The sequence below is a fragment of the Amycolatopsis sp. NPDC054798 genome (genome assembly GCF_053611505.1).
The window spans coordinates 148846-164599 of sequence record NZ_JBSHAM010000005.1; the positions used below are offsets into that span (position 1 = coordinate 148846).

The following is a 15754-nucleotide window of genomic DNA, read 5'->3' on the forward strand; positions in this document are numbered from 1 at the left end:
TCGTTAGCCGACCCCGGGGGACGGGTCTGGCCAGGGCGAGATGAGGACGTCATTGGCCGGTCTGGAGCCGTCACGACATCTCTCGTTGCGATGCGCAACGGATTCGGGGATGTGTCACCACGCCGCCGCTCTCAGCGGCGACCGCGAGGTATCCGGAACGCGCAGAGGACCCTCCCCTGCTCGCGCAGAGGGTGATTAAGCGGTGTGAGAAAACGGGACCAGAGCGGGGGAAGCGGGCGACGTCGTCTTTCTCGCGCGTCACTTGGGGACGCCGCACTATCTCGCGTTCAACCCCTAACCGAACAGTCACTCTTCCCCCTTGGAGTAGGTCGTCTTGGCCCCGCCCGAACACAGGAGGCTAAGTGCAGGATGTCGCCCCGAAGTACCACCGAAGTGCCACAAGAGCGATCACGCACCTCTTCCTGCTAGCTTCGGTCGGGCCGGCATCTGTAGCAGCAGGCCGGGTTTGCTCGCTTGGCGTGCTCCTTTGACTAATCGCACGGGTAACGAGACTGCGAGCTTTGCGCTTGGCGGGCGGAAGTGGAAGTAGAAAGGCGTAGGACGCTTGTAGGTCGCAGAATTTCCACGCGCCTGGCCAACCCGCGGTCGGACCCCAGGCTGGGCTACAGAAAGCAGACTTCGATTGGTCGGCGCTGAACGACTTCAGACGGAAGGCTCTGCTCGCCGACGCTCACCATTCGAGCGGTGCGCGATCATAGAAGAGGCCGCCAGACGGGCCACCTTCAGGAAGCGTGGCAAGCCAGACCGGAGTGTCGGCCCCTTGTTGGACTGAACGCGGTGCATTCGGTCCTCCGAGGTCTGTTCTGACCCAGCCCGGCGATGCAGCGTTGACGAGAATTCCCGTCCCGCTCAAGCGGGCAGCGAACACACGGGTCAAGGCGTTTATAGCAGCTTTACTGACCCGGTATGCAGGTTCAGTCGCCCGGTTCAAATGATGCAACGACCCGAGGGTGCTGGAGATGTTTACGATGCGACCATAATTATTTTCGGTCATCGCTGGTACCACCGACTCGCACAGTCGCCAGGCTCCCAGTACGTTCACGTCCATGACGTTCTTGAATGCTTCGACGTCGAGCCGCAGCGCGTCATGATCCCCGTCAGATATTCCTGCATTGTTCACAAGAACGTCAATTCTTCCGAACATGCGGAGAACAGCTTGGACGGCTTCGCGCACGGAATCTGGCTGGGTGACATCTAGGGTGATCTCGCGGTAGAGGCCCGAGGCGGCGGATTTTTCTTCCACTGTGGATGATTCGGTGCCGTGGTTGCGCACGCCCGCGCACACCGATATTCCGCGAGCAGAAAGCTGATGGGCGATTTCCCGTCCGATGCCCCTGTTGGCTCCGGTGACAATGGCGACCCGATCTTGAGGAGGGGGCATATCAGCAAGCGATCCGTTGGAACTGTCGATCGAGTTTGTTAATCCGCGGGTCGCCTTTATAGCGATCGAGGGTGGCTCTGCCGACGCGTATTGTCTCGATTGATCGGACTGACTGGGTTTGGGCTGCGAGATCGATTGCGGTGGTGAAATCGCGGCACGCCATGTCGAGTTCGTTGGCATCGGCGTACGCCTGCCCGCTGCGGGCGTGATAGATCGTTCGGTCGCGAACGTAGTTGCTGCTCATCGTGCTCAGCGCGGAGTCAATCAGGGGCCTCGCGCGCGCGGGTTGGGACAAACTCACCCAGCAGGCGCCAGCCTGGGCGTCCAGCTCGGCCTGGTCGAAGTAGTAGATCCAGTCCGGGGCGTTGTCGGGGGCGGTATCGGCCGCGTCGAGATACCGCTCGGCGAGGTTGAGCTGGTGACCGCAGCCCCTTTCGTCTCCGGCGATGGCGTACGCCCGCGCCTTCCGGCTGGCAATCATGGCTCTCAGGCGGGCGTTACCGCTGCGGCCGAGGAAGTCTGATGCCGTGTCCAGGAGGGAGAGTGCGTCGTTCGGGCGCCCGTCGAGCATCACTTGGAAGCTCATGCAGGCGAGAACGTGGGCGCCGGCTTCGGGAGCGTTCGCCTCGACTGAGGACCGCAGCGCGGTGACATAGTGCTCCTGGGCGGCTGCATGTTGTGCTACGTCGAAGTGGAGCCAGCCGCACAGGCGAGCCGCTTCGGTGATGTGGGCGAAAAGGGTCCTGCCGGTTGTTTCGTCGTAGGTGGCGGTGTCCGCGAGGGACGAGAGCCAGCGAAGCTCGGCGCGAGCCAGGTGTCGAAGATCTGTGCCGCCGAAGACATCGTCTAAGTGGCGGAGTTCGGCGAGGCGGCTTCCCAGGCGGTCGAGGACCTCACGGCTGAGGTACTCCCCTCGCGTCTCAGGCGCCACGAGCGTCGCTGCTCTGGCTGTCGCCATATTTGAAGCCCACTCGGTGGCGACTCCGAGCAGGCTGGCACCCGAGAGGGTCAGAAAGCCGCGACGATCCACTCGATCTCCTGTCACCCAGCGAAGTACCTTCATGGTCCCGGCGATCGACCATGGCGGCTCGACCAGTTGCCCGTGTGTGTTGGTTGCGCACCACACCCAGGATGGCCATCCGCGCTCTGTGACAAGAGTGTGCGGGACGCCGAGCACCGTGGCCAACACGTGCTGCGATTCGTCGCTGGGCGTCTTCTTGCCCGACTTCCACTTCCATATGAGCTGCCGGTCTGCTCCCGATCGCAGCCCTTGGCGCGCGAGTTCTCCGCGGTAGGACGAGGCCAGCTTGTCAAGCGTCAGCCCGCGTTCGCGCAAGACGACGGCAAGGGGATGAAGATGGTCATCTTCTGCGGTGGTCATCGCGTCCTCCTTCCGGGTTCCAGCGCGAGTCACGGGCGACGGCGCAGTTCGATCGCCTGGTCGGGTTCGAGTCCTACAAGCGGCCTACAACTGGGGTCTTTTGCGATCGCGTCTCGCCGTGTGTGCTGGTGGGTGGTTGGTTATCCGATCTTGGGCGGAACGGTGGTGATGCGAATGGTGTGATCGCGGTGGACCACCTCGTGAGCCGCTACGCCGCTGGTTGGAGTGCGAACTGGCCAGCTGCGGCACCTTGAGTGAACGCGGTCCACTCGACCACGGTGTAGGCGAGTGCGGTGCCGTCAGCGGCGTGCAGGCGCACGCCACCATCGGTCTGGTGTTCGATGCGCAGAGCGTGGTTGCTGCCAGCGGGTGCCGTGCCGGTGACCTCGGCGAGGAAGCCGGGCCACGCGGCTAAGTCGACGGTGAGCACGGGGCCCTCGCCGTGATCTTTCGTGTCGCGAACCAGGACGGCGGAAGGTTCGAAGAGAACTTCGACGCAGCCACCTTGCGAGGGGCTGAAGCTGGACTTGAACCAGCCCGTGCGTGGGCGGACGGGGTTACGCGGATCTGTGGTCACGCTGCGGCCTCCATTTCGTGGCGGATCTGCTGAATCAGGCTGAGCGAGTCGGCGTCGTTGAGCGCAACCGCGTTGGAGACGTCCTCCGAGCCGAAGACGTCTTCGAAGCTGGCCTTGAACTCGCGGACGACCTGCACTCGGTCGATGAGGTTGCCGGTGATCGCGGTTTCCTGCCAGATGAGGTCGGGCAGCAGCGCGTTGTCGAAGCTCAACAGGCTCAGCGGCCCACCGGTCAGTGCGTGCGCTCCGGCTTCGTAGTTCACCACCCGTACCCTGACGGTGCTGTTGGGCCGGGTGATCACTTCGGTGAGGTGGTCGAGCTGGCGGCACATGACGGCACGCCCTCCGACCTGCTGGCGCAGAGCGCCTTCGGCGAGCACGACGTCCATCTTCAGTCCCTCGTCGAGCAAGGCCTGGCGAGCCAGCCTCGTTTCCAGTCGGGGGCCGACGTCGACGGCCTTGATGTAGGGGCTGCCCGCGCGGATCGTCGCGCGAGCGTACTCGTTGGTCTGCAGCAGGCCGGCGACGTAGATCGGTGCCCATTCGCGCACCAGGCTGGCGCCGGCTTCCAAGCCGAGGAAGCGGAGGAACTCCTCGCTGTACAGCTCGGTGTAGTCGTGCCACCAGTTCCGCTGCTCGGCTTCGACGCGCAGGGTTTCGAGTAGCTCCCGCTCGGCGTCATCGAGTTCGTAGGTCTCGACGAGCTGGGCCAGGTTCTTCGCGGTGACGCGGCGCTTGCCGGCCTCGATGGCGGAGAAGTTGCTCGGCGCGATCCCGACCCGCTTGGCGACCGCGGCGGCCGTGAGGCCCAGATCGCCGCGAGCCCGACGCAGTCGCACACCCAGCTCCCACGCTCGCAGCGTGCTGGAGGCGTGTTGCTTCGCCAAGGTCCGGTCCTTCCTGCTGCTGGATCACTCGCGGCACATACTCCACGAGATTACTCGCCTCCAGCGATAAGAACACCCGTCTGGGCTATATAGGTCAGATAATTATCTGGCTAATCTACCAACCATCGCGTTCATTCCTGTAGACAGGGATGCATTCTCGAAGGCCGACAGCCCGATGAGGCGCGGCGGTACGCCACGAGCTGCCGCTGTCGCGGAAGGTGGGTGACAAGCATGAGGCGCAACCGACACAGGCTCATGACCCTGCTGACCAGAGCTGGGTGGAAGCCCCTTCGGAACGCCGGGATGGTGCCGTGCCGTGATCGCGACGGCCGCCGATCCCATGTCGAGGTTTCGGTTGGGAAGCGCGGACCGCAGATCACGATCGACAGGGGCGGCGCCGTGGTGGTGTTCGATCCACGGGCTGCGGGTCAGCTACGTGCCGCGTTGCGGGACGCCATCGAGTTGCACGCGCGGCTCGATGAATCCGCGCGAGAGGGAATCCCCGTGCCTCGGAACCATCCGGGAGCGGCCCCCACGCCGCATCGCGAGGCACCGGGAGGGCGGCACGCTGCGGAAGCCGCTGGGCGGGTGTCGGTCGTTCTTCGAGACGACGACGAACGCGAGCCCAGCGGCCGTCACGCCCTCCAGCCGACGCCGATGGTCATGTCGGAGGCAGCGTGATGGCCGGTCCTTGTGAAGTAGCGGTTCAACAACCCCTCCAAGGATCGTGGCACGGCGCAGGGGGCCGTGCCACGACCGAGGACGCGCCTGTCGATGTGCTCGACATACCCGAGAAACTTGCACGGCCTGTGGTGGCTGAGCTGGCGTCGGGTTGCCTTCGGGGGCCTGTCTTGCGGCACGGTCCCGGGCGGTGGGCGGTGCTGACCGCGCCACACCGGCGGGCCGACTTCGCGCTGCCGGAATCCCTGATCCACGCCAAGGTCCGGCTGCTGCCGGACGGCGCGCAGCTCACGCCGAGCCCAAGACCTGGCCGAGGCGTGAGGACGCGAGACGACTGGGTAGTGCCTCCCGGTCCGGACCAGCTTCTGCCGCCCTGCAGCATGGTCGTCGCGTTGCTGGAGCGCGTAGTGCAGGCAAGGACCTCATCGTGAGTCGGCATGCCCTCGACGAAGTTCGTGCGCCTGAGCCGCTGCCCATTCCGCTCACGTCGTCCGAGCCGATTGTCGGGCAACCAGGAGATGTCGGTTCCGAGCGTGCTGTGTTGTACGAGCAGGTGCTCGAAGGGCTCCACCAGTGGGACACCGACGCACCGCGCCGCACGATGACGGACTTCCATGACTGGTTCACCCCCGCGATGCCAGTCGGCGAACCAACGCCCGCGGACGAGGCACCTGGACCGCAGAAGGGTGATGCTCGGTGTTGAGCACTCATCCGTATCCGGCGGGCGCGTTGACGGAGATGCGCTGCGCCGCGACCGAGTACGCCGCGCACGGCTGGCCGATCTGCCGCGGTGTTCCCGCACCGTCCCCTAGGCCGGGCGCCCTCGATGACCAGTCGTTGCCCGAGATCGCCGATCTGATGTGCCGAGGCGGGCCCGTGTCCGAGGACGAGGCGTTCGAGGCGTGGACTGATCGGCCGTGGCCCATTCTCCTGCGTCCCGGCGTGATCGGGGTGATCGACCTCGGTCCTGGTGGCAGCGGAGCCGAAGCGGCGCTCCGAAGCGCCGGATGTCTCGGCCCGATCGTGGTCGGTCCGGGCCTGCGCTGGCACCTGATCGTCGACCACGCCGCCGATACCGGAGTTCGAGCGGGTGATCCGCCGCGCTCGGTGCGCGAAGGATGCGTGCTGCTGCCGCCGAGCCAGGTGCCGAGACAGATCTCGCGCTGGCGGATCACGCCGCAGGAGACCGCATGGTTCGTACCCGAGTACACCAGCGCGCGGGCCGCGCTGAACGGCCAGACACGAAGGGACTGATGGGCATGTCCGTTTCCTGCGTGGCACCCCCGGAATCGGCCGGGGACACAGCGGCGCGGTGGTGCGAATACTACTGGGCCACCTGCGGGCTGCCCGCCCAGCTGGTCGACGGCAACCGGATCGCCCTGCGCCTGGGCGGGCTGCTCGGCGCGGTCACGATGCCCGCTGCGCTGGGCCGGAAGGTTGCGCCCAGCCTGCGGGTACGGGCCATGCCCGCCCCGGCGCTGGTGCATCCGGGTGGGGAACGGTGGACGTTCCTGAGCGGGCCGGGGAGCGCGACGCTGGAGCACATGGCCGCGCTGGTGCCGATGGGCGTCAGCGTGGTCGGTGACAACGCCTTGGTAGTGCTGCCGTCGCCGGAGACCGAGGCGCTGGATCTGTGGCGCTGGGTCGATTGGCCCACCCGGGCCGATCTGCCCGCGCAGGCCGCACTGCTGGCCACCACCCGCGCACTGGCCGCTCCGGTGCCGACCGCTCGATCGGAGAAGCCATGACGCCCGCAACCTCGTTCGATGCCGCCGAACCGCCAACCGGGTTGAGCTGCCGCGTGGATGGCGCCGGGGTCGACGTCGCGTCCTGGTGGGCTCTGCGCCGGGCCGCGCGCGGAGAGCTTCGTCGTCACGACGGCGAGCTGTTCACCGACGGGGGCCGTGCGGTGCCGGAGTGGATCGCGCAGGCATGTGCCGAACTGCTCGCGTCCGGCCATCTTGCCGACGATGCCGATCGGCCGCTCACGCTGACCGCGTCCGGATCGGCGGCGCTGGCAGGAGGACAACCGTGAACAGGGCGGGCGTCGACCCGGAGCTGGCCGCGCTGCGCGGCGAGCTGATCGATCGTGCCGCCGCCGATCAGCGCGCCCGCGCCGAACTTGATCCGGTGGCTCCCACGCCGGAGCAGTGGGCGACCGTTCACCGCGTCGACGAGGACAACGTGCGCTGGTTCGCGCCCATCGTGGCGGTGCATGGCTGGCCCGGCCGCTGTGCCGTCGGTGTTGACGGGGCGCACGCCGCGTGGGTGCTGGCCCAGCACGCGCCCGCGCCATATCGGGCCTGCTGGCTGCCGAAGCTGCGCGCCGCGGTGGCCAATCGCGACGCCGCGCCGCGCGATCTGGCGTTTCTGGCCGATCGGGTCGCGACCGACCAACAGCGTGCGCAGCGCTACGGCACCCAGTGGCTGCGGCTCGGCACCGAGGCAGCCGGCCGTCTCTATCCGCTGTACCGTCCGGCCGAGGTCAACCTGGCGCGCGCGGACGTCGGGCTCGACCCGTTGCCGGACTCCGCGATCGAGGCCGCGTACTCCAGCTTCGCCGAGGTCACCACCGCGACCCGAGGAGGTTCACGATGACCAACTTGCAGTGGGGTGTCAGCCCGTACCACCCCGGACGCGCGCACACCGCCCTGCCCGACACCGACGTCTCCGTGTGCACCCGTCACCTGCACGAGGGCCAGCTCGTGCTCGAATCCCTGGGACCACGTCGTCCGGCGAACCTGCGGATCTGCCCGGAGTGCGCTGTCGAGACCGTGGCGCTGCTGTACCCGCTGCCGACGCCGCACCGACGTACGTCGTTCGCACAAGCGTCATAACACTCAGTGACGGCAGGTAGTTCTACTCGGTTGCGTTGAGTAGTGTTGCGTGTCACAATTAGTCCGAACGGTGTAATCGGTTACCCGGTAGTTGCATCGGCTGGGACGATGCGGGTATCCAGGGAAGATCGGGTGATCTTCCACCTTCGGGGAGAGGTCTTGCGAAGCAAGACTGGATGAGCTGGGAAATCTCCCGAGAGCTGTGACTGGTGGCTGTTGCACGGCTTTAGGGTGTGACGGTGGCGAGGCGCCCCCAGCGTGGGCGTTGGGCGGTGACTGCCTGTCATCAACGGGTTGGTCACTCCGCGTGTCGGCGCGGGACAAACGAATCTCGGCTGTCGCGGTCGTCGCTCCACTTAGTGAGGCGGACGTCCGATCCGGTCCCCACAGCCTGCGGCCCAGTCCTCGGACGACGCCGCGACGCGCTGCTCCGCCACAAGCGGCTGTAGCGCGTCGATCCATCCAGGGGGAGACGTGGAATTGAGGTCCATCAACGCTTTCGCGGAGGCGGTGCACCGGCTCCGCCGCCAGCGAGGCATGACGATCGACGACATCGCGGCCCAGACCAACTACAGCGCGAGCTACTTGTCGAAGATCCTGCACGGCGCGCGCCCTCTGGCACCGGCACTGGTCCGCGAAGTCGACCGCGCGCTCGGCGCCGACGGCGAGCTGGAACAGCTCGCCCATGAGCAGGACGACATTCGCCGTGCCCCCGCTCGTCCGATGCAACTGCCACCTGCCGCCGCGGATTTCGTCGGCCGCGAAGACTATCTCCACCGGCTCGACGCCGCACTCATCGAGCACGCCCGCCCGGGAGCTGCGGTCACCGCCGTCATCGAGGGCGGCTTCTGGGTCGGCAAGACGTCACTGGCGTTGCACTGGGCCGCGCGGGTGCAGAATCGCTTCGCCGGTGGCTGCCTGTTCGCCGACATGCGCGGGCTGGCCCCCGGGCGCGCCGTCGACCCCGGCGACGTCCTGGACGGCTTCCTGCACGCCCTCGGAGCCGGTGCCGACGCGTTGCACGGCACGATCGAGGAACGCGCCGCCCGCTACCGCTCGATGCTGGCCGAACGGCCGGCCATCGTCGTGCTGGACAACATCGCCAGCTACGAACAGGTCCGGCACCTGCTGCCCGGGGCAGGCAGCGTGGTGGTGCTGACCGGCCGCGAGCATCAGCCCTCCCTGTTGCTGCACAGCGGCGGCCTCCACATCGACCTGCCCCCGTTGTCGCCCGAGGAAGCCCTGACCCTGCTGCGCAGGCGCGCCGGCGAGGCACGTGTCGAGGTCGAGCGCGAGGCCGCCGAGGCGATCGTGCGCCGCTGCGGCCGGCTGCCGATGGCAGTGCTCATTGCCGCCGAACGCATCCAGCAGCACCCGCACGACTCGCTGCAGAGCCTGGCCGACCGGCTCGGCAGCGAGACACGGCGCCTGGACGTGTTCACCTCTTCGGATCCCACGGTGAACATCCATGGCGTGATCGACCTGTCCTACCTCGCGCTCTCACCGCTGCAGCAGCGGGTGTTCCGTCTGGCCGGCATCATCCCCGTCCCGCTGCTGAGCGCCGAGGCGGTCGCCGCCCAGACCAGCCTTGACGTCGGCACCGTCCGCGAAGTGCTGGACGTGCTGCGCCACGCCCACCTGCTCGACGACGCCTACGTCGGCGCCGGACGCCTCTGGATGAACCACCTCCTGCGCGCCTACGCCTACCAGCGCGCCGTCGTCGAAGACTCCCTTGACGAGGTGGCACGGGCTCGCTACCGGCTCCTGCGCTGGTATGTCGCGACCGCCTGGAAGGCCAGCAACGCCCTGACCCCGAACTGGGCCGGTTCCGGGCTCACGCTCGACATCGACTCCGACACCGCCACCACGACCACCCCGGAGGTCGCCGCGCCGTTTGCCCCGGCGGACTACCACGGCGCGCTGGCCTGGTGCGAGACCGAAGTGACCACCGCGCTCGAACTCGCCCGCCATGCCCGTTCCATCGGCGCCGGAGAGGCCGCTTGGATGCTCCCGGCCCTCTTTCTGCCCTACTTCTACCTGACCAAGAACTGGAGTACCTGGCTCACCGCGGCCACCGAGGGACTCGCCGCCGCGCAAGCCCTCGACAGCACCCCGGGCATCGCCCGCAGCACCCAGAGCCTCGGCTGGGTCCTGCACGAACTCGGACGCACCGAGGAAGGCATCGACCACCTCAGGCGCGCGGTCGACCTGCAAACCGAGCTGGGCGACGACCGGGGCCGCGCCTGGAGCGAGTTCGGCCTCGCCGCCGCATACAGCGCCCTCGACCGCCACGACGACGCGCAAGCCAGCTACGAGCTGGCCGAGACGCTCTTCGCGCGCGTCGGCCTCGACCTCGGCGTCGCCGTCACCCGCGCCATGCTCTCCGGAGTGCACCAGAACCTGGGCAACACCGACGAAGCTCGCGCACTCGCCGAGGACGCGCTCGCCCGCGCCCTGGCTCTCGCCCCGAAACAACCCGTCGCCAGCCTCGCCCATCACCAACTGGGCTTGGTCCTGCTGCAACAGGACCAGCCACGAGCTGCACTGACCCACTTCGACGCGGCCCTGGCCATCCGCCGCATCGGACACGAACGCTGGGGCCAGGCCGAAACCCTCGTGGCCCGAGGCGAAACGCTGACCAAACTCGGCGACCCCGAAGGAGCGCGCGCTTCCTACCGCGCCGCGGGGGACATCCTCGAATCACTGCAGGACCCGCGTGCACTCGACATTCAGGCCCAGATCGCCACGATCAACGTGTGCCTGAGCACTCGCGACAAGCCCGGCAGCTGAGCCACCCAGCTATAACGCTCTTTCTCCGCTCAGAACCCAGTAGGGCTTCGGGACACGCCGAGGCCCTACTGGTGCGGTGTCGTTCTATGCCGATACGCTCGTCCCGCGCGATCGCCAAAAGTAACAGCATGTGCTGAATTAGGCACGCGACGTCGCCGAATCCCTCGACTAGATGAAAACTGTTTTCGTCTGGACAAAACGAGCACAAAATCAGCACAAAAAGAGCACAAGACTGTCCTGGGCTACCGGGCCCCGACGCGTTCTCGTTGCTCCACTGTGGAGGTATGCGAACCGAGTCACCTCCCGGAACCGTCGACCCAGTCGGGGGATCGACGGCGCCTCGCCCGGTCTCGCTTGCCGGGGCGACACTCCTCCCCCTAGGTGTCGCCCCGGCGTCCGGAACTCAATCCGGGTATCCCGTCAACGCGGAAACGCCGGGAAGTCACAACCTTTTTCTGGAATCCAGATTTGCATTCTTCGCGCAGTGTCGCTTCGCGATATCGCCTCCGGAATTCCAGCGGCTCTTCTCGATGCCCGTGGCCGTCTCGTGGATTGGTTCAACCGCGCTGACGCGTGCCGATTCCCTCTGTGAACCATCACGGTTGGGCGGTCAACCGCACCTGAACCCGGGCGCCGAGTCGCGCTCGGACCGGCTGGTGCGGCGGTTCGCCAGGACCCCGGCCTCCGCGTCCGCCGCACCGCCGCCCCATCCCGAGCCCCCACCGTCCTGGACGGAGCACACCGATGGCGCACTTCCTCCTTCTTTGTTCCCATACGCGTGCACTCGACGAGATCGGCGAAGCCGAACTCACCGAACTCGCCGAGAACCCCGAGGCCATTCCCAGCTATGCCTGGTGCGATCGGTGCGTCACCTGGCAGCCCGTCGCAGAACTTGTCACCACGCCCGCCCCGCCTCCGAATCTCCACGCTTTTGTCGAAGCGACCGACCTGGAACCCGGTACCGATCCGTCTGCCACCGCGGCGAGGACCGGCCTGGCGGTTTCCGGTCCACGCCTCGACGAGATCCCGGGAACTGCTGGCCCCGAACCCGGGCCCAGGGTGGAGGACGCGGGGGCGTCCGCGTCTGCCACGGCACCCACCGCCGGACGACACCGCAGCTCTTCCCGATCGGAGCAGTACGCGCGATGACTTCAGGCACCCCGTACGCGCGGATCGTCACGATCAAGGCCGATCTGTCTGTCGACCACGATGAGGACCAGCGCAACCGCGACGCGAGCCGGGCCGAATGCCGCGGTCTACGCCAGCGCCTTCGTGCTCGTCTTGGAGGTGTTGACGATGTCGATCCTGGTGCCTGCGGTCGGAGCCGCGAGTATCGCGGCGGGACCAGTGTTGCTCGCGGCCACGGAACGAACGACGGGCACGGTGGTTGTCACTGGCCGGCTGGCACGCCTCGCACTTCCCGCGGCGATGTCGCTGATGACTGCGGTGCTGTGTTGGGCTGGGTTGTCTCGACTCGGCGCGACGCCGATCTGGCTGGCATGGTGCTGGGCGTGCGCACTGGGATGCGGCCTGGCGCTCACGGACCTGCGTTGCCGAAGGTTACCGTTTCCGCTGGTGGCAGCGCTGGCGGGCGGAGGTGCGGTGTTCATGCTCTGGTCCACGGTGATCGACGGAACCTGGTTCCGGTTCGGCTTCGCCTGCATGGCAATGGTGGCCGTGCTCGGCCTTGCCTTGCTGGTCCAGATGTGCGCGCCGGAACACACGGGGGGCGGCGATACCGCGCTGTATGCCGCGCTCGCGCTGTATCTCGGCTGGTTCGGGTGGGATGGCCTGTTGCGCGGTCTGCTGGTCGCGAGCGGGCTTACCGCCCTGGTCGCGCTTGCGGTAGCAGTGTCGTCCAGGAGTATGAATTCGCGGTTCCCCGCAGGTCCACCTCTGCTCGCTGGCGCGCTGGTAAGCATCCTGTTGACATAGGCGCATGGCGGCCTGCACAGGCGCGGGTCGGCATGGACATTAGCATCGGGAGCACTGGGGAGGACCCTGTGAGCAACATCGGTACCAATCGTCGGCGACTGCACGTCATCCTGGCTGGCGCCTTCGCCATGTTGCTGGCGGGGTGCAGCGGCGAAAACAACCCGGCACCGTCACCATCGTCTTCGCCGAACCTGTCCGCGCCGTCACAGGCAGCGACCTCTTCCGCCCAGGACGAACGTCCCGCGGTCGAAACCGCCTACACCCAATTCTGGGTCAGCACGTTCCACGCCAGCGACAAGCCGGAGAACACCTGGCATGACGTAGTGGCCGCGGTAGCAGTCGACCCTCAGCTCACCACCACCTTGAATGCGATGCAATCTCAGAAACAGGCCGGGATCAAGGTCTACGGCGATGTCACTGCGCGCATCGTGTCAGTTCAGATCACCGGCGCTTCCGCGAAAGTAGTCGACTGCCAGGACGGTTCAAGGGCAGGTCAGGCGGATGCCAAGACGGGTGATCGGAAGACCGTCGGCGTACCGCGGAATCCAGTCAATGCGGACCTCAAACGCGACAGCACCGACGGCCGGTGGAAGGTCGCTCAAGTCACGTTCCCAGGCGGGACATGCTGATGTTCCGCCGACATGTCGCACAAGTCCTAACAGGCGTGCTGTGCCTGGGCGGGATATCAGTGGCGGGCCTGCCGTCACCAGCCCAGGCAGATCCGCCTCCGCCCAGCAATGACGATGGTCAGGTCATCGTCGTTCCGGGTGACCTCTCCGGTCTGGTCGCCCCGCCACACATCGACATGCGAGCCTTGGAGCAGCGAGGCCAGGCGCCTGTGCGGCCGGGCGGTCCGGCGAAGAAATCGGCCGGTACCGGCCAAGATCGGCAGGCCGCGGCCGGTTCGAGCGATGCTGCCGATTCGCCGAGCGGGATTCCTCCGGGATGCTTTCTGGGTGGTTTCGGTGTCGGAGGTGCCCCCGGTGCTGGTCGGCCGGGTGGTAGCGCGTTCGGGATGCGGTGCCTGCCGCCGCTTCCTGCGGACGCCCCGGCGCCGCCGGGTGCGCCTGCGGCACCGCCCTTGCCGACTCCGGCTGAGCTGGCGGCACAGGCGTTCGAGCAGTTGCAACTGCCGTTGCCGGTGCCACGGCATTCACCGGACGTGCGGCTGCCGGACGGACGGGACGCCACGATCGTCGGCGAGAACACCTGGATATGGACCGACCGGGGGGTGTGGCATCCGGCCGTGCAGCGAGTGCAGGTCGGACCAGTGTGGGCCGAGGTGACCGCGACCCCGGTGGGCATGACGTTTAACTCGGGCACGGGCGGTTCGATGACATGTTCAGGACCGGGCACACCGTACGACCGCTCCTTTGGTCTGCACGCGGCCAGCCCAGATTGCGGATTCGTCTACACCCGCAGCTCGGTGGGCCAACCCAACGATCAGGCCAGCGCGGAGTGGGCGATCCAGTGGTCGGTGAGCTGGATCGGATCGGACGGAACTGCTGACGTCGGTGGGGACTTCCCGCAGATGCAGTCGAGGGCCAGGGCCAGCTTCGCGGTTGCCGAGGTACAGGCTCTGCGCGCGAATTAGCGGACCGAGAATGCGATAGACGCATTCTGTCAGACATAAGAAAACTGCATTTCCGAAAATGGGTAAGGAGTTGCCCAGTGGGTACTGCTGTGTCTTTTTCCGGGCCACGCCAGGCAAGCGGCGGCTCAGCTGACATCGAGTTGCCCAACGACGGTGATGGCCCGCGGGTACCGCGGCGGCGGCGGTGGTGGCTGCTGGGCGTCGCGGTCGTGCTGGCCGCCGTCGTCGCATTCGGCAACTACGCCTTGATCGCGGGCCAGGATGCCCGGATCGATGTTGTGGTGCTGACGCGGGACGTGGGCTGGGGCCAGCGGATCAGCGACGGCGATCTCGGGGTGGCGAAGGCGGTCCCGGACCAAGGCGTGTCCTCAATCCCGGCCCGTGATCGCGCGGGGGTGGTGGGGCAGGTCGCTCGCTCCGCGTTGCCTGCGGGCACTGTGCTGGCACCCGGACAGGTGTCCGCGCAACCGGTTCCTGGGCAGGGTGAGCGGTTGGTCGGGCTCGCGGTGAAGCCGGGACGCCTGCCCGCGCGTGGCCTGTCGCCCGGCGATCTGGTCCAGGTCAGTGCCGTCGCGGGCGGCACCGGAACCGATGCGGGACAAGCCTCGGCGAGTACTGCCGGGCCGTTTCGGGCGCGGGTGGTGGGCACCGGCCCGCCGGACTCGACCGGCGCGGTCACGGTCGATGTCGTCGTCGGCGCGGATTCCGCGCAGGCCGCGACCAGCGCCGCGGCGGGCCAGGTTGTCGTGGTCCAGCTCGGACCAGGCGCATAGAAGCAAGTCTTCGTCTGGAAGGGCGGTGAGGGTGTTGGCCATGATTACGATCGTCTCGGGCAAGGGAGCACCGGGCGCGACCACGACACTGGCCGCGTTGGCGGCGGCGTGGCCGGCGCCGGTGCTGCTGGCCGACTGCGACCCGGCTGGCGGCGACCTCGCGCCGGGCTGGCTGGGTCAGTGGCTCGTGGACGGCACGGTTCGCACCGATCTCGGCGTCCTGTCGCACGCCACCGCGACCCGCCACGCGACAGCAGGTGACCCGGCCACACTGATCGACCACGTGCAGACCGTGCCGCCCGCACAGCACGTAGGCCTGCTGGCCGGGTTGACGTCGCCGGAACAACACGCCGCGGTCGGGACTGCGGGATGGACGCGCCTGACCGCGTCGCTGGCCGCGTTCAGGACCGTGGCAGGTCATCCAGCCGACTCCTTGGTCGATGTCGGCCGCTACGGCACGGCTACGCCGTGGCCGTTGCTGCTGGCGGCCGATGTCGTGTTGCTCGCGGTGCGCCCAACCCAGCGGCACGTGCTGGCCGCGCGCCCGGTGCTGGCCGCGCTCGCCGAACGGATCGCCCCGGAGCGACTCGGGCTGGCGGTATGCGCGACCACGCCTGCCGGCAGTCGTGAGGTCCGCGCGGCGCTGGGCCGCGACGCCGTTGTTGAGATCCCTGCGGACGCGCGGACGGCGGTGGTGCTCTCGGACGGGGTAGACGGAGGTGCCCCGCCCCGTCGGTCGCCGTTGCTGCGGGCAGGCCGCCGCGCGGCGCGCCGCCTGCACGGGACCTACCACAACTACACGCCCGCCGAATTGCGCGCGCCGGCACCGCCGGTCTCCGCGGGCGCGCTCACCGGAGGAACACGATGACGTTGCCACACAACGGATACCGCCTCCCG

At 67.6% G+C, this 15754-nt stretch carries 16 protein-coding genes; 12 read left to right on the plus strand and 4 right to left on the minus strand.

Annotated features, from left to right (window positions below):
- Positions 1-691: 691 nt before the first annotated feature.
- From ACWGIC_RS05475 to ACWGIC_RS05490, 4 genes are all read right to left on the minus strand, one after another.
- Positions 692-1402 (minus strand): SDR family NAD(P)-dependent oxidoreductase, encoded by a 711-nt coding sequence (locus tag ACWGIC_RS05475; protein WP_452074677.1) that lies wholly within the window; start codon positions 1400-1402, stop codon positions 692-694.
- 1 nt (position 1403) lies between these two features.
- Positions 1404-2783, minus strand: coding sequence for a hypothetical protein (locus ACWGIC_RS05480; protein WP_452074678.1), 1380 nt, complete (start codon positions 2781-2783; stop codon positions 1404-1406).
- A gap of 208 nt (positions 2784-2991) precedes the next feature.
- Positions 2992-3360: a DUF397 domain-containing protein gene (locus ACWGIC_RS05485; RefSeq protein ID WP_452074679.1), complete on the minus strand. Its 369-nt coding sequence runs from the start codon at positions 3358-3360 to the stop codon at positions 2992-2994.
- Entirely contained in the window at positions 3357-4247 is an 891-nt protein-coding gene (locus tag ACWGIC_RS05490; protein WP_452074680.1) for a helix-turn-helix domain-containing protein, read from the minus strand. Before ACWGIC_RS05490 ends, ACWGIC_RS05485 begins: the two co-directional genes overlap by 4 nt.
- A gap of 878 nt (positions 4248-5125) precedes the next feature.
- Here ACWGIC_RS05490 and ACWGIC_RS05495 point away from each other — a divergent pair.
- The 12 genes from ACWGIC_RS05495 (at position 5126) to ACWGIC_RS05550 (ending at position 15725) form a co-directional block, all read left to right on the plus strand.
- Entirely contained in the window at positions 5126-5359 is a 234-nt protein-coding gene (locus ACWGIC_RS05495) for a hypothetical protein (protein WP_452074681.1), read from the plus strand.
- Between the two features lie 265 nt (positions 5360-5624).
- Positions 5625-6182, plus strand: a complete 558-nt coding sequence (locus ACWGIC_RS05500; protein ID WP_452074682.1) for a hypothetical protein — start codon at positions 5625-5627, stop codon at positions 6180-6182.
- A 5-nt stretch (positions 6183-6187) separates the two neighbouring features.
- The gene (locus ACWGIC_RS05505; protein ID WP_452074683.1) at positions 6188-6676 is read left to right on the plus strand and encodes a hypothetical protein; all 489 of its coding nucleotides are present in this window, start codon (positions 6188-6190) and stop codon (positions 6674-6676) included.
- Complete coding sequence (locus ACWGIC_RS05510; protein ID WP_452074684.1) at positions 6673-6963, plus strand: hypothetical protein; 291 nt, start codon at positions 6673-6675, stop codon at positions 6961-6963. The genes ACWGIC_RS05505 and ACWGIC_RS05510 overlap by 4 nt, the downstream gene beginning before the upstream one ends.
- Positions 6960-7526, plus strand: a complete 567-nt coding sequence (locus ACWGIC_RS05515; protein ID WP_452074685.1) for a DUF6624 domain-containing protein — start codon at positions 6960-6962, stop codon at positions 7524-7526. The genes ACWGIC_RS05510 and ACWGIC_RS05515 overlap by 4 nt, the downstream gene beginning before the upstream one ends.
- On the plus strand, positions 7523-7765 hold the full coding sequence (locus ACWGIC_RS05520) for a class III extradiol ring-cleavage dioxygenase family protein (protein ID WP_009155753.1): 243 nt from the start codon (positions 7523-7525) through the stop codon (positions 7763-7765). The genes ACWGIC_RS05515 and ACWGIC_RS05520 overlap by 4 nt, the downstream gene beginning before the upstream one ends.
- Positions 7766-8239: 474 nt before the next feature.
- Entirely contained in the window at positions 8240-10555 is a 2316-nt protein-coding gene (locus ACWGIC_RS05525) for a tetratricopeptide repeat protein (RefSeq protein WP_452074686.1), read from the plus strand.
- Positions 10556-11851: 1296 nt separating this feature from the next.
- Entirely contained in the window at positions 11852-12490 is a 639-nt protein-coding gene (locus ACWGIC_RS05530) for a prepilin peptidase (RefSeq protein ID WP_452074687.1), read from the plus strand.
- A 68-nt stretch (positions 12491-12558) separates the two neighbouring features.
- The gene (locus tag ACWGIC_RS05535; RefSeq protein WP_452074688.1) at positions 12559-13119 is read left to right on the plus strand and encodes a hypothetical protein; all 561 of its coding nucleotides are present in this window, start codon (positions 12559-12561) and stop codon (positions 13117-13119) included.
- Complete coding sequence (locus tag ACWGIC_RS05540; protein WP_452074689.1) at positions 13113-14084, plus strand: hypothetical protein; 972 nt, start codon at positions 13113-13115, stop codon at positions 14082-14084. Before ACWGIC_RS05535 ends, ACWGIC_RS05540 begins: the two co-directional genes overlap by 7 nt.
- A 77-nt stretch (positions 14085-14161) precedes the next feature.
- Positions 14162-14857 carry an SAF domain-containing protein gene (locus ACWGIC_RS05545; RefSeq protein WP_452074690.1) on the plus strand — a complete coding sequence of 232 codons (696 nt, stop codon included), beginning with the start codon at positions 14162-14164 and terminating at the stop codon, positions 14855-14857.
- 40 nt (positions 14858-14897) lie between these two features.
- Positions 14898-15725, plus strand: a complete 828-nt coding sequence (locus ACWGIC_RS05550; RefSeq protein ID WP_452074691.1) for a hypothetical protein — start codon at positions 14898-14900, stop codon at positions 15723-15725.
- The last annotated feature ends 29 nt before the right edge of the window (positions 15726-15754 follow it).

What these genes read in the sequence shown, in the direction of transcription:
- ACWGIC_RS05475 (WP_452074677.1), bottom strand. Translation starts at nt 1,402, where the DNA reads ATGCCCCCTCCTCAAGATCGGGTCGCCATTGTCACCGGAGCCAACAGG.
- ACWGIC_RS05480 (WP_452074678.1), bottom strand. Translation starts at nt 2,783, where the DNA reads ATGACCACCGCAGAAGATGACCATCTTCATCCCCTTGCCGTCGTCTTG.
- ACWGIC_RS05505 (WP_452074683.1), top strand. Translation starts at nt 6,188, where the DNA reads ATGTCCGTTTCCTGCGTGGCACCCCCGGAATCGGCCGGGGACACAGCG.
- ACWGIC_RS05510 (WP_452074684.1), top strand. Translation starts at nt 6,673, where the DNA reads ATGACGCCCGCAACCTCGTTCGATGCCGCCGAACCGCCAACCGGGTTG.
- ACWGIC_RS05520 (WP_009155753.1), top strand. Translation starts at nt 7,523, where the DNA reads ATGACCAACTTGCAGTGGGGTGTCAGCCCGTACCACCCCGGACGCGCG.
- ACWGIC_RS05530 (WP_452074687.1), top strand. Translation starts at nt 11,852, where the DNA reads ATGTCGATCCTGGTGCCTGCGGTCGGAGCCGCGAGTATCGCGGCGGGA.
- ACWGIC_RS05540 (WP_452074689.1), top strand. Translation starts at nt 13,113, where the DNA reads ATGCTGATGTTCCGCCGACATGTCGCACAAGTCCTAACAGGCGTGCTG.
- ACWGIC_RS05550 (WP_452074691.1), top strand. Translation starts at nt 14,898, where the DNA reads ATGATTACGATCGTCTCGGGCAAGGGAGCACCGGGCGCGACCACGACA.